Origin of the sequence: Saccharothrix sp. NRRL B-16348, assembly GCF_001280085.1 — a bacterium.
Classification (GTDB): Bacteria; Actinomycetota; Actinomycetes; order Mycobacteriales; family Pseudonocardiaceae; genus Actinosynnema.
Genome location: NZ_LGED01000204.1, coordinates 1 through 13,010, shown reverse-complemented (window position 1 = coordinate 13,010; position 13,010 = coordinate 1). Strand labels below are relative to the sequence as shown.

Genomic DNA, 13,010 nt, shown 5'->3' with positions numbered 1-13,010 from the left:
AACACTGTAGCGGTGACCGAGCACATCGACCACACCCTCCGGGGCAGGTGGACCACGACCACGGGCTCGCTCCCGCCGCACGCGGTGAAGTGGCTGCGGGACCGGACCGGGCTGGGTGACGTCCGCACGCCGGCGCGGGCGCCGGAGGTGCCGGGGTCCGGGTTGAGCGACGCGGCGAAGACCGCGCTGGGCGAGGTGGTCGGCCCGGGGCACGTGCGGGTGGACCGCGACTCGCGGCTCGGCCGTGCCGGCGGTCTGTCCTATGTGGACCTATTGCGGCAACGGGGTGACGGCGAGTTGGCCGTGCCCGACGCGGTGGTGCTGCCCGCGTCACCCGAGCAGGTCGTCGAGGTGCTGCAGGTGTGCGTCGAGCACGACGTCGCGGTGGTGCCGTTCGGCGGTGGCACGTCGGTGGTGGGCGGGGTGAACGCCCTGCGCGGTGACAAGGCGGCGGTGATCGCGCTGGACCTGCACCGGCTGGACAAGCTGGTCGAGGTCGACCCGGTGTCCCGGTTGGCCGTGCTCCAGGCGGGGTTGCCCGCGCCGCGGGCCGAACGGCTGCTGGCCGCGCACGGGCTGACCATCGGGCACGTGCCGCAGTCGTACGAGAGGGCCACCATCGGCGGGTTCGCCGCGACCAGGTCGGCCGGGCAGGCGTCGTCCGGGTACGGCCGGTTCGAGGACATGGTGGAGGGCGTCCGGCTGGCCACGCCGGTGGGCGAGTGGCGGTTGGGCGGTGCGCCGGCGTCGGCGGCCGGGCCGGACCTGAAGCAGCTGGTCGTCGGCAGCGAGGGCGTCTTCGGCGTCATCACGGAGGTCGCGCTGCGGGTGCGGCGGCGGCCGGAGGTCGAGCGGTACGAGGGTTTCGTGGTGGACGGGTGGGAGCGCGGGTCGGCTCTCGTGCGCGAGTTGGCCCAACGGCGGGCGCCGGCGGACGTGACACGTCTGTCCGATGTGGACGAGACCGAGGTGTCGCTGGCGCTGGGCGGCGGGTGGAAGGTCAACGCGCTCAAGGGATATCTGAAGGCACGCGGTGTGCGGGAGCCGTGCATGCTCATCCTCGGCTGGCACGGGGCGTCGAAGCGGGAGGTCGCGCGGCGGAGGGCGAAGTCGTTGCGCGGCGTGAAGGCACTGTCGCTCGGCAAGGCGCTCGGCGAGGCGTGGCGGCACGGTCGGTTCAACGGGCCCCGCCAGCGGGACGCGCTGATGGAGGTCGGCGTGTGCGTGGAGACGTTGGAGACGGCGACGCACTGGTCGAAGGTGTCGGACCTGCGTGCCGCGGTGCGGGAGGCGTTGGTCGACGCGTTGGGCGAGTGCGTGGTCATGTGCCACATCTCGCACGCCTACGAGACCGGTGCGTCGCTGTACTTCACGGCGCTGGCCGCCCGGGACGCCGCCGATCCGATCGGGCAGTGGCAGGTGGCGAAGGCCGCGGCCAGCGAGGCGATCACCGGACTCGGCACGATCAGCCACCACCACGCGGTGGGCGCCGATCACGCTCCGTACCTGGAAGCCGAGATCGGGGCGCTGGGCCTGGACGTGCTGGCGTCGGTCAAGCGGACGCTCGACCCGACCGGCGTGCTCAACCCGGGCAAACTCCTCGCTGGCGACATCGGAGCGTCGGGGCTAGCGTCGCCTGGTGACCGGTGACCTGCTGATCCGTTCCGTGCGGCCGTGGCCGAACGCCCCGGGCGCACCCCTGGTCGACGTGCTCTGCGAGGGCGGGCACGTCGCGGCGTTCGGTCAGGACCTGGACCCGCCGCCCGGGGTGGCGGTGGTCGACGGGCGGGGCGGCGTGCTGCTGCCCGCGTTCACCGACGCGCACGCGCACCTCGACTCGACCCGGCTGGGACTGCCGTTCCGCCCGCACAGCGCGGGTGACGGGCTGGCCGAGCTGATCGACAACGACCGGCGCAACTGGCGTGCCGCGGAGGCGTCCGTCGCCGAACGCGCCACCTACACGCTCGGGCGGACGATCGCCGGCGGCGCCACGCACGTGCGCAGCCACGCGCAGGTGGACGTCGACTCGGGGCTGGAGAAGCTCGAAGGCGTGCTCGCGGCACGGGAGGAGCACGCCGCGCGGGCGCACGTCGAGGTGGTGGCGTTCCCGCAGTGCGGCATCCTGCGCGAGAAGGGCACCGCGGAGCTGCTGGACGCGGCGCTGCGGGCGGGCGCGGACCTGGTCGGCGGGCTCGACCCGGCGGGGTACGACCGGGATCCCGTGCGGCACCTGGACGTCGTGTTCGGGTTGGCGGAGAAGCACCAGCGCGGGGTGGACGTGCACCTGCACGACGCCGGGACGTTGGGCGCGTTCCAGGTGGAGCTGATCTGCGAGCGGGTGGGCGCGCTCGGCATGCAGGGGCAGGTGACGATCAGCCACGCGTTCGCGCTGTCGAGCGTGGACGAGGCGCGGCGCGGGGAGCTGGTGGACCGGCTGGCGGAGCACGACGTCGCGGTGACGACCGTCGCGCCGGGTGCGCGGGAGCCGTTGCCGCTGCGGCAGTTGCGGTGGGCCGGGGTGCGGGTCGGGCTCGGGCAGGACGGCATCCGGGACTACTGGTCGCCCTACGGCAACGGCGACATGCTGGAGCGGACGTGGCAGTTGGCCCACCGCAACGGGTTCCGGCGTGACGAGCTGGTCGAGATGTGCGTCGACGTCGCCACGCGGGGCGGTGCGGCGGTGATGGGCCGGGTGCTGGGGCTCACCGAACGCGCGCCCGCGGACTTGGTGGTGGTGCCGGGTGACACGGTGACCGCCGCGGTGATGGATCGCGCGCCGCGCACGGTGGTCGTGCACGAGGGCCGCGTGGTGGCCGCGGACGGCGAAGTCGTGTGAATGCGGGGAATTGTCGGTGGTGGTCAGTAGCCTGCGCGCATGACTGAGGACGTGTGGGAGGGGCTCGTCACCACTCCGCTGGTCGAGGTGCGGCGCCGTGCGGCGATCGTCGGCGAGATCGCCGAGGTGGCGCCCATGGTGGTGGACGGCGCGGAGCGGTTCGCGTGGAACGACTCGGGCGGGCAGTCGACCGTCTGGTACTTCACGCCGGAGGGCCGGGCGTTGCTGCTGACGTTCGACCACGAGACCGACCTGAACCTGTACGCGGAGGGTGACTACGCGCTCCAGGAGTCGCTCTACCGCGGCGTGCCCGACGACCTGGTGCACCTGGTGCGCAACCGTCCGGAGAACTACGAGTCGCTGAACCTCACCGACGAGGCGACCGGGAACACGATCCACTACGCCGGTGGGGTGTTCTGGTTCGACGGCGGGCAGTGGCGGGAGGCCGAGGGGTTCCTGGCGCACTGCGAGCAGGAGGGCTTGCAGCCGATGGCCGAGTCGGGGTTCGGGTACTGCCTCGACGCGTACCTGTTCGGGCGGGAGTTCACCCCGGAGTCGGTGGTCGAGAGCCGGTCCGGGTGGTACTCGGACGAGACCGAGCGGGCCGCCGCGCTGAGCGGGATCCGGGAGGTCTTCGCCCGGCACGGAGGCTGACGCGCGGCCCGCCGGCCGACAGGGGCGCACGTGCCGGCGACGCGAGCGCATCGCCGGCCGTGCCCGACAACCGGTTCCCTACAGGGTCACCAGGGCCTTGCCGACGTTCTCGCCGCGCAGCATGCCGATGAACGCCTCGGGCGCGCGGTCCAGGCCCTCGGTCACGGTCTCCTGGTAGCGCAGCTCGCCCGAGGCGATCCAGCCGCTGACCTCGCGCACGAAGTCCTCGCGCAGGTGCTCGTGGTCCCAGACGATGAACCCGCGCAGCGACAGGCGCTTGCCCACGGCCAGGCCGATGTTGCGCGGGCCGACCGGGTCGGTGGTGTTGTAGTTCGAGATCGAGCCGCACATGGCGACGCGGCCGAACTGATTGAACGAGGCGATCGCCGCCTCCAGGTGCTCGCCGCCGACGTTGTCGTAGTACACGTCGATGCCGTCCGGCGCCGCCGCGGCCAGCAGTTCCGCGACCGGGCCGTCCTTGTAGTTGAACGCCGCGTCGAAGCCCAGCTCCTCCACGAGGTACTTCACCTTCGCGTCGCTGCCCGCGCTGCCGATCACGCGCTTCGCGCCGCGCAACCGGGCCACCTGGCCCGCGACCTGGCCCACCGCGCCCGCCGCGCCGGACACGAACACCACGTCGCCCTCCTTGAACGCGGCGACGTCCAGCAGGCCCGCGTACGCCGTCATGCCGGGCATGCCGAGCACGCCCAGGTAGGCGCCGACGGGCGCGGCCTGCGGGTCGACCTTGGTCGCGTCGGCGGCGTCCACCGCGGCGTACTCGCGCCAGCCCAGGCCGTGCAGCACCGTGTCGCCGACCTCGAAACCGGGCGCGTTCGACGCCACGACCTCGCCCACCGCGCCGCCGGTCAGGGCCTCGCCGATCTCGTACGGCGCCACGTACGACTTGCTCAGGTTCATCCGGCCGCGCATGTACGGGTCCACGCTCATCACGAGGTTGCGGACCAGCAGTTGCCCGTCGGCGACGGCCGGCAGGGGCACTTCGACCAGGGCGAAGTCGTCCGAGGTCGGGAAGCCTTCGGGGCGGGAGGCGAGGTGGATCTCGCGCGCGGTGTTCGGCAACGTCATACCGCGTGCAACAGCTCAGCGTCACCGCGCTGTTCCGCCATTCAGGTGTGAGCTGAGTCCCGCAGTGCGGTCACGCTGCGGTAGGCGAAACCGAGCCGCCGGTACACCGCGATGGCGGCTTCGTTCGCCTTGTCGACCATCAGCCCGCACGTGCCGCGCTCGGCCAGCAACGCGCTCACGACGAACGAGCAGACGTTCGTGGACAGCGACCTGCCGCGGTGGTCGGGGTGGGTGGCCACGCCACCGATGAAGCCGACCTGAGGTGACGGCCAGGCGTCCGCCGCGACCGCGACCAGCACGTCGTCCACGTGGATGCCCGCCCAGCGGGAGGCGCCCGGCCCGCCGGGCCGGACCCACGGGTCGGGGTTCGCCTTGCGCAGCAGCGACTCGACGTCGTCGTGGTCCCGGTCGGTCAGCCAGCGGGCGGCGGAACCGGGGGCGAGGGAACCCCCGCGTTCCATCCAGCCGAACGTGGCGATGACCGGCCAGCCGAGCTCATCGGCCACGGCGGCCGTCACCAGGGGCCGCACGCCGGGGCGCACGTGGGCGCGGAGGAGCGCCGAGACGTCGTCCACCGGGCCGGTGAGCACCAGGCGGTCGAAGCGGAACAACCCGGGCGCCAGGACCGCCACCGCGTCGCCGTGCGCCCACGCCGTGCCGCCGCGGCCGGGGAGGAGGGACTGCGACGCCCACCGCGCGATGGGGTCGGGGGTGGCGGCGGAGACGTCGGCGGGGGAGGGCAGAACGCGCATGACCACATCATCACCCGCGGGCTACCCTCGCCCGCATGGACATCCGGCGGATCACGTCGTTCGACGCGGTGATGGCCGCGGGGCACCTGTTCGACGACGTGCCGCGCAAGGACGCGACCCGCGCGTTCCTGGCCGACGACCGGCACCACCTGCTGGTCGCGTACGTCGACGGCGAGCCGGCCGGGTTCGTGTCCGGTGTCGAGACCATCCACCCCGACAAGGGCGTGGAGATGTTCCTGTACGAGCTGGGCGTGGACGACGCGTACCAGCGGCGCGGGATCGCGTCCGCGTTGATCGAGCGGTTGATCCGGCTGGCCGTGGAACGCGAGTGCACCGGGGTGTGGACCGGGACGGAGAAGGACAACGCCGCCGCCCTGGCCACCTACCGCCGCGCCGGCGCCGAGCTGGACTTCGACACCGTCGCCGTCTCCTGGGGTTTCTAGCGGAACAGGGCGCGTTTCTGCAGCGACTCCTCCAGCGCCCGGAACGCCAGGTCCAGGGCGGTGTTGTACTCGCGCTGGTCGCGTGGCGGCACCGACTCGTCCGGCGCGGGCACCGTGGTCATGGTGAACCACCGCTCGTCCCACAGCAGCCCGACCACGGCGTCCCAGTGCTCCTTGACGACCTGCTTGACCAGCTTCTCCTGGTCGATGACCTCGGCCATCCGGTCCTGCGTCTCGGCCAGCCGCTCCAGCAGCTGCCGCACCCTGGCCCGGTCGGCGGTGCGCAGCCGTTCGGCCGACTCGCCGGCCAGCGCGACGACCTCCCGGTACCGCTCGATCGCCGAGACCGCCTCGACCTCCGGCACGCCGTGCCCGTTCGTGCGCTGCGCGGGTACGACTGAGGCGTGGCTGATCATGGTTCCTCCCCGGTGTCGAACGGGATGACGACCTGCGGCCGCGAGTGCTCGAACCGGTCGAAGAACAGGCCGCGCCGCGGTCGCGGTGACCACGCCATGACCTGCTCCGGTCCGAACGACAGCAGTTCCTTGCCCTGGATGTCGAACGCGATCCACGCGCCGATGTCGTCGTAGACGCCCGGCGACAGGCTGTTCTTCAGCCGCTGCGCGCCGCGCCACCAGCCCAGCACGTGGGTCCGGTTCTCCGGCCCGTGCTTGAGCACGGTCCGCAGGCTGTCCACCCCGGAGGCCCGGGTCGTCGGGTTCTTCGCCTCCAAGAGGGTGTGCGCCGCGTCCACCGCGTAAACCACCAGATAGTGCGGCGGCAGCGGCGCGCCCGTCTCGCCGGTCATGCTCGCGGTGATCCGGGACGCCGTGTCGTCCACCAGCGACCGGACGCCGTCCAGGCCGAGCAGCTCCACCGGGTGGCCCGCGTCGCCCAGCTGCTTCGCCAGGCGCTGCGCGTGCGGCCAGGCGTCCTCGGCCAGGCACGCGAGGGTGAACTGGGCGTCACCCGGCAGGTGCTGGCGGGCCAGCGACAGCGCCGCGCCGCCCAGCACGCCCGCCGCGTCGCCGGCCAGCGAGCCGAGCACCGCGATGTTGCGTCCCGGCGTGCGGGCGAACCGCACCTTCGCGGCGCTGCCCGCCACGTCGATCACCTGGCCGAGCAGCACGGTGGGGCTGCCGCCGTCGACCGGTCGCAACGCCCGGAAGTCCGGCAGCGCCTGCAGCGCGGGCACCTTGCTGCCGTCGAACAGGATCGGCTCGGCCAGGTCCGCCGGGCGCAGCCGGTGCAGCTCGGCCTGTAACGCGTCGAACGTGCCCTTGGCGGTGGCGTCCGGGATGCGCGCGACCTCGTTGCCCGGCCGCACGCCCGACTCGTGGTTGACCACCGCGTGCCAGCGGGGCAGCTCCACCGCGGCGTCGTTCTGCGGCTCGGCCAGCACCCGCCGCGCCTTGGGCAGCGCGATGCGCACGGTGAACTGCTCGAAGATCGCCGACTTGCCCCAGAAGCCCTCGATGCCGGACACGTCCTGGCTGGACAGCACCAGGTGGATGCCCTGCGACCGGCCGCGCCGGGCCACGTCCTCCAGCAGCTGCGTCGCCTGCGCGGTGACCTGGTCGCGTTCGCCGAACAGGTACTGGAACTCGTCGATCACCGCCACGATCCGCGGCCAGTGGCCGCGCGGGTCCTCCTCGCGCAGCTGCTCCAGCTTGGTGACCTCGTGCTGCTTCGCCGCGTCCGCCCGCCTGCGCATCTCGTCGGCCAGGAACGCCAGCAGCGCCACGCCGAACTCGCGGTCGGTGTTGACGTTCACCCCGACCAGCCGCGCGTGCGGCAGCCACGTCGGGTCCTTACGGCCCGGCGCGAACTGCGCGAACGACACGCCCTCCTTGAAGTCCAGCAGGTACAGCTCCAGCTCGTCCGGCGCGTACCGGGCGGCCAGGCTGCCGAGCATGGCGTAGAGGAAGTTCGTCTTTCCCGAGCCGCTCGGACCGCCGATCAGCGCGTGCGGCGACGTGTCGCCCAGCCCCACGTGCACCGGCTCGCCCTCCAGGAACCCGACCGGCGCCAGCACGCCCGCCGACGAGTCCTCCCGCCAGAAGTGCTCCGGCAGCAGGTCGGCGAACGTGCTGAGCCGGTTGCGGCGCTCCTCCCGCTGGTCCGCGATCGCCGCGCAGGCGCGGGGCACCTGGGCGCGGGGCAGCGGCGGGTCGAGCGCGACGGCCACGTGCTTGCCGGTCATCGTGCACGTCGCGGACTGGTCGGCGGCGATCGTGACGGTCTCGATCGGCGAGTTGACGGTGACCGGGATGTCGACGATGAACAGCTGGATCCCGGCCGCCAAACCGTTGCGCGCCACCCGTTGCAGCTGCTGCTGGTGCTCTTCCCGCAACGGCTGCCGGTTGCCGAACAGCACCGCCACCCGCCACGGCTCGGTGCGCCGCCCGCCCACCGCCCGGACCGACTGGTGGCCCTCGGTCAGCACGCCGGTGTGCACGCGGCGGATGTGGTCGGACAGCTCGTCGAGCAGCTCGTGCAGCCGCGCCGGGTCGTGCACGGTGAGCAGGCCCGCCCTGGTCAGCGGGTACAGGCCGGGCAGCGCTCCGGTGAGCTGGCCGACGTCCCACACGTGCACGTGCACCAGGCCCGGCTGGAAGTGGCTCAGCACCCGCAACAACAGGGTCTCCACCAGCGACTCGGCCGCGGCCCGGCTCTCGTGCGTGGACGAGACGTGCAGGTGCGAGTGGTCCAGCAGCGGCACCGCCACCGGGAACCGCTGCGGCTCGGGCGCGCCGCGCACCACGCCCGTGCCGATGCGCCACAGCTCGGGCACGCCGTCGCCGCCGTCGGCCGTGCCCGGTGTGCCGAGCCACGCCTCCGGCGGCCACGACGCCGGGCCACCGGCCGCCGCGTCGACCAGCGCGGTCAACTGGTCTGGCCCGCGTTCGGACCACTCGCGGAACGCCTCGACCCGGTCGATCAACGCCCTCGCCAGCTGCTGCTCGAACAGCGGGTTGGCCAGCGCGTCGGCGAGCAGCGGGTCGGCCAGCGCCCGGTCGACGCCGTCGCCGCGCAGGATCACCTCGAACATGTCGCGGGCGCGTTCGTCGGCGAGGACGCGGTGCTCGCGCGAGGCGTTGCCCAGCGCGGCGGCGACCGCCTTGCGGAACTCCTCGAAGGAGCCCTCGATCCTCTTGCGGCGCTCGTCACGCCTGCTCACGTCACAGCTCCACGGCTAGGCGTTGGACCAGTTCCAGGCTGCCCACGATCAGCTCCAACTGGTCGGCGAACTTCTCGCCGGCCGCCACGAACCCGGCGGGCACCAGGGACTCGTGGTGGTCGGCGCTCGCGTCGAGCAGGATGTCGACCGCTTCGTCCAACGCGTTCTGTGCTTCCCGGACGCTGCGGTAGGCGTCCCGGAGGAACTCGCAGCTCTGCTCGAGCGCGAGCCTGATCTCGCCTACCGAGGTCACGTCACAACCTGGAATTGATGCTCTCGGCCTGGGAGATCCCGGCGCCGAGGTGCTTCTGCAAGTCGGTGACGCCGCTGACCACCTCGGCGAACCGCGCGTTCGCCTGCTCGACGTCGGCCTGGACGCTGCCCTGCGTGGCCGTGCTGAGCAGTGCCTGCGCGTCCTCGGCCAGGTCGGCGGCCTGTTGCAGGGCGTTCACGCTCTGGCCCGCCTTCTCGACGGCCTGTGCGATCGCGTTACGGACCTCTTCGATGCTGGCCATGCCGGATCCCCGACCCCTCCTGGCGAAACTGATTGAGTTCCTATAGTTGAAAGTAGTACCTAAGGTTTCACGATTCACAAGCAAGATCGGCTGACCGGGTGGCAGTGGAAATCCACTCGATCGGGTCAGCGATGTGGATCTCAGTCGGGCACCGTCCACACGAATGCCGATCCCGGTGTCGCGGTGAGTTCCAACGCGGCGATCCCCGCCTGCGGCACCGGTGTGGCTGACCAGCGGATCGACCCCGACCCGTCGGACCACTCGACGTCGGACCACCCCGAACGGCCCAGCGACGCCACGGCGTCGTGTAGCGCCACCGTGGGCGAATTAACGCTCGAACCGAGGTCGATGTGCACGCTCAGTAGGTGCCCATGTGGAGCCACTCGGGTGATCTTGCCACTGCGCGCGACCCGGCTCGCTACCGCCCGTGCCTGCCATTCGGCGCCCGCGGACCGGTCGGTGGCCACGTCCACGCGCAACGACAGCCGCGATCCCGTCTCCGACCCGGCCACGTTCGCCCGTTCGGGCGCACGTGCTTCGACCGGTTGCCGTTCGTCGGCCTGGGGCTCGTGCTGCTGCGGATCACCACCGGCCCACGCCTCGACCAGCAACCGCTCCGCGCCCGGCACCAGACCGTCCAGCAGCGCCGGGTCCTCCAGCACCGTCCACGCCGTCGGCGGCTCGCACGCCACCCTCGGCGTGGGGAACTCGTCGCCGAGCTGCCGGACGAACGTGCGGACCGCACGGGCCAGCGCGCCGGCCACGTTCTGCGTCGCGCGCTCGCCGCTGACCCGGCTGATCGTCACCGACCAGCAGCCCGGTTCCTCGTCGGAGCAGTCGAAGGCGCGCACGACCCGCCCGCCGACTTGGCGCAGCAGTGCGGCGCAGGCGGCCCGCGCCTGCTGCTCGTCATCGGCCGCCACCACCGCGGTGATCAGCAGCTCCAGGTCTTCTCCCACCATCTCGACCCGAATTGTCCATGACACACGTGGGGCGCGTGAGGGTGCCACTGATGTCACCCATAAGCAGGGACTTGCGCCCACCCCTCGTGATGTCCGCTGATCAGCCCGTTTTCGCCGGTTCAACCCCCGTTCACACGATGCGGTCTGCGACGTCCGGCGGCGTGCCGCGCGAGGTAACGATGTGAGCGCATGGCCATCTATGCCAAGGAGGTTCCACCATGCGCAGCATCATCCGACTGGTCGCCGCGGGCGCCCTTTCCCTCCCGCTCATCATCGGCGCCGCGGGCATCGCGTCCGCCGACGTGGAGTTCGACCAGAACAACGCGTCCGCCACGGCGAACGGCGCGACCGTCCACGACCTGGCGTCGGGCGCCGACGGCGAAGGCGGCTCGTACTTCTACGAGTCCTACGAGGTCGCCGGCCCGTACGGCGCGGGCTCCTTCTACGTTCTGGCGTGGACTTGGCAGGGCAACGCCGGCTACCACGACGGGTACGCGTGGTCCAGCCCTGAAGGCGCGTGGACGGGTTCGACATCGGCGCACGCCGACGACAACCATTACGCCGAGGCCGACGAAGACTACGACGACTGAGCGGCCAACGCCCCGGGAATGATCCGTGACGGGGTGGGGCGGCCTCGCGTCGGCCGCCCCACCCGTTTCGGCTCGCTCGACCTGGAAGGCGCCGCCGTGGTCATCGCCGCACGGCGCGCGGCACGGCTGACAGCGTTGGAGGAACGGCCGGTCGACAACGGGCCGCAGGCCCTGCCGATCGAACCGACCGTCACCGACGAGCCCGCGCGCCGTGCCGCGATGGCCCCGGCCGTCCACAACACCACCAAGTCCCGACCTCACCCGGACCCTCGTGCCGCCGCCCGACCAACCGCGGCGGCCAACCTGATCACAGCTTGAGCACCCGGCGCACGAACGCCACCACGTCCGCCAGCACCTCGTCCGAGTTGGTCTCGTTGAACACCTCGTGCCGCGCGCCGGGGTAGACACGCTCCTCGAACAGCAGGCCGCGCAGCCGGTCGGTGCCGGTGCGCGTGTCGGCCAACGGCACCAGTTCGTCGGCGTCGCCGTGCAGCCACAACGTCGGCAGGTGCTCCAACGCCGGCCCGTAGTTCACCTCGTCCAGCGCGCGCTCCAACGCCTCCAAGGACTCCCTCTTGTACGGCCCGTGCCACACCAACGGGTCCGACGCGTACCTCTTGCCGACCTCCGGGTCACGCGACAGCAGCTCCGGGTCGAGCGGCGCGCCGGGGTCGTCGGACCCGAGCCGGTCCAGCCCTTCCCACGTGCCGAGCACCGGCGCCGACAGCACCAGCGCCGCCAACGGGTTCGACTGGGCGTACCGCGCCGCGACCAGCCCACCCTCGCCGTGCCCGACGAGCACCGTGGGCAGGTCGGACGCCGCCGAGCTCACCGTGGCACCCAGGTCCGCCACCACGCCGTCGTAATCGACGATCAGCGCCCGCTCACCCTCGGACCGGCCGTGCCCGACGTGGTCGGCCGCCACCACCAACGCGCCCGCTCCCACCAGCGCTTCGGCGACGTGCGCGTATCTGCCGCTGTGCTCGCCGTAGCCGTGCACGACGACGGCGAGCCAGTCGGCGTCCAGGTTGGGCCAGGTGCGGACCGCGAGCTCGCCGGCGTGGCCGGGTACGTTGGACTCGATCACCTAGGCAGCGTAGAACGCGCTGATCTCGATCTTCCCCCCGGCGCACACCGGACCGAGCCCCCACCGCAGGCTCATCGGCTCGGTCTCGTCGGGCGGGATCGCCGCCGCCTTCGCCGCCTCCACCTGACACGGCCGGTCCACCGGCTCGTCCCCGGTGGGCACCACCGTCCAGTGCAAGTTCGCCGCCGCCGCCGTGCCGGGCGCGAGCGTCACCGGCGACGGACCGGGGTCGGGCGTGCGCCGGAGGTCGGTCGGCAACGGATTGCCCGCCGCGTCCTGCAACTGCAACCCGCTGTACCCGTTGACCGTGCACGGCACCGAACCGTTGTTCGTCACCACGAGCTTCCCGTACCGATTCCCCGCACCGGCCTCCGTCGACTCCACCACCCCCGCCAACACGGCCGCCGTACACCGCCCGGAACCGGGCGCGGAGACCTGACCGGACGTCAACGGCGCCGACGAGGGGGGCACCGGCGCGACTTCCGAGGACACCGTCGGCTCGACCACGATGCTCGACGGCAAACCCGCCTGCTGGGGACTCCCACACGCCGCAAGCGCGACCGCGAGGGCGCCGAACGCCACGAGTCGCCTCATGTCCACCTCCTGGCTAGGGAACGGGTCCTTATCAGGAGGACGTACCCAACCGCCGGTCGGTTGGGTGGATAGGCCAGGAATTCACTGGATCGGGCGCATCATTGACGCCTACCAACCCAAACAACGGACCCGGCGCACCCCCTAGTGAGCCTCACCCAACGGCCGCACAACGGACCCCGCCGCCCACCGAGTTCACCGCCCCCAGCCGCCTCACATCGGACCCGCAACCTCCCCACCGAGGCCCGATTTGACATGGGTTCGGGTGCCTTAGGCTGGTCGAAGCCGGGCAGGCTTGGCGGACGCTCTTCCC

15 protein-coding genes are annotated in these 13,010 nt (G+C 72.2%); 6 read left to right on the top strand and 9 right to left on the bottom strand.

The genetic code is table 11. The features are described 5' to 3' along the window. Positions 1-12 precede the first annotated feature (12 nt). The 3 genes from ADK67_RS23130 to ADK67_RS23120 are packed head-to-tail and all read left to right on the top strand — an operon-like array spanning position 13 to position 3,490. Positions 13-1,650, top strand: coding sequence for an FAD-binding oxidoreductase (locus ADK67_RS23130; protein WP_053718578.1), 1,638 nt, complete (start codon positions 13-15; stop codon positions 1,648-1,650). After that, entirely contained in the window at positions 1,640-2,836 is a 1,197-nt protein-coding gene (locus ADK67_RS23125) for an amidohydrolase (RefSeq protein WP_063797699.1), read from the top strand. Before ADK67_RS23130 ends, ADK67_RS23125 begins: the two co-directional genes overlap by 11 nt. A 39-nt stretch (positions 2,837-2,875) precedes the next feature. Further along, complete coding sequence (locus ADK67_RS23120; RefSeq protein ID WP_053718577.1) at positions 2,876-3,490, top strand: hypothetical protein; 615 nt, start codon at positions 2,876-2,878, stop codon at positions 3,488-3,490. A gap of 78 nt (positions 3,491-3,568) precedes the next feature. Here ADK67_RS23120 and ADK67_RS23115 read toward each other — a convergent pair whose 3' ends face one another. Both ADK67_RS23115 and ADK67_RS23110 read right to left on the bottom strand, forming a co-directional pair. Next, on the bottom strand, positions 3,569-4,576 hold the full coding sequence (locus tag ADK67_RS23115; protein WP_053718576.1) for an NADP-dependent oxidoreductase: 1,008 nt from the start codon (positions 4,574-4,576) through the stop codon (positions 3,569-3,571). A gap of 41 nt (positions 4,577-4,617) precedes the next feature. Continuing rightward, positions 4,618-5,328 carry a GNAT family N-acetyltransferase gene (locus ADK67_RS23110; protein ID WP_053718575.1) on the bottom strand — a complete coding sequence of 237 codons (711 nt, stop codon included), beginning with the start codon at positions 5,326-5,328 and terminating at the stop codon, positions 4,618-4,620. Positions 5,329-5,363: 35 nt separating this feature from the next. Between ADK67_RS23110 and ADK67_RS23105 the strand changes: the two genes are divergently transcribed. Continuing rightward, positions 5,364-5,771, top strand: a complete 408-nt coding sequence (locus ADK67_RS23105) for a GNAT family N-acetyltransferase (RefSeq protein WP_053718574.1) — start codon at positions 5,364-5,366, stop codon at positions 5,769-5,771. Here the strand turns inward: ADK67_RS23105 and ADK67_RS23100 are convergent. From ADK67_RS23100 to ADK67_RS23080, 5 genes are all read right to left on the bottom strand, one after another. After that, positions 5,768-6,187, bottom strand: a complete 420-nt coding sequence (locus ADK67_RS23100) for a hypothetical protein (RefSeq protein ID WP_053718573.1) — start codon at positions 6,185-6,187, stop codon at positions 5,768-5,770. The two genes, ADK67_RS23105 and ADK67_RS23100, sit on opposite strands and share 4 nt — an antisense overlap. Beyond that, positions 6,184-8,952 carry an FtsK/SpoIIIE domain-containing protein gene (locus ADK67_RS23095; RefSeq protein WP_053718572.1) on the bottom strand — a complete coding sequence of 923 codons (2,769 nt, stop codon included), beginning with the start codon at positions 8,950-8,952 and terminating at the stop codon, positions 6,184-6,186. Before ADK67_RS23095 ends, ADK67_RS23100 begins: the two co-directional genes overlap by 4 nt. A 1-nt stretch (position 8,953) precedes the next feature. Further along, positions 8,954-9,205: a hypothetical protein gene (locus tag ADK67_RS23090; RefSeq protein WP_053718571.1), complete on the bottom strand. Its 252-nt coding sequence runs from the start codon at positions 9,203-9,205 to the stop codon at positions 8,954-8,956. 1 nt (position 9,206) lies between these two features. Beyond that, positions 9,207-9,467: a hypothetical protein gene (locus ADK67_RS23085; protein ID WP_053718570.1), complete on the bottom strand. Its 261-nt coding sequence runs from the start codon at positions 9,465-9,467 to the stop codon at positions 9,207-9,209. A gap of 140 nt (positions 9,468-9,607) precedes the next feature. Beyond that, a complete protein-coding gene (locus tag ADK67_RS23080; protein WP_053718569.1) occupies positions 9,608-10,429 on the bottom strand; it encodes a hypothetical protein in 822 nt (273 codons plus the stop codon). Positions 10,430-10,647: 218 nt separating this feature from the next. On the opposite strand from ADK67_RS23080, the gene ADK67_RS23075 reads away from it, so the two are divergent. Together ADK67_RS23075 and ADK67_RS23070 are read left to right on the top strand one after the other, a co-directional pair. Next, a complete protein-coding gene (locus ADK67_RS23075; RefSeq protein ID WP_053718568.1) occupies positions 10,648-11,019 on the top strand; it encodes a hypothetical protein in 372 nt (123 codons plus the stop codon). 18 nt (positions 11,020-11,037) lie between these two features. Then, positions 11,038-11,337, top strand: coding sequence for a hypothetical protein (locus ADK67_RS23070; protein ID WP_053718567.1), 300 nt, complete (start codon positions 11,038-11,040; stop codon positions 11,335-11,337). On the opposite strand, the gene ADK67_RS23065 is transcribed toward ADK67_RS23070, so the two are convergent. Together ADK67_RS23065 and ADK67_RS23060 are read right to left on the bottom strand one after the other, a co-directional pair. Then, entirely contained in the window at positions 11,327-12,106 is a 780-nt protein-coding gene (locus ADK67_RS23065; RefSeq protein ID WP_053718566.1) for an alpha/beta fold hydrolase, read from the bottom strand. The two genes, ADK67_RS23070 and ADK67_RS23065, sit on opposite strands and share 11 nt — an antisense overlap. Next, the gene (locus ADK67_RS23060) at positions 12,107-12,700 is read right to left on the bottom strand and encodes a DUF4232 domain-containing protein (protein WP_053718679.1); all 594 of its coding nucleotides are present in this window, start codon (positions 12,698-12,700) and stop codon (positions 12,107-12,109) included. Positions 12,701-13,010: the final 310 nt, after the last annotated feature.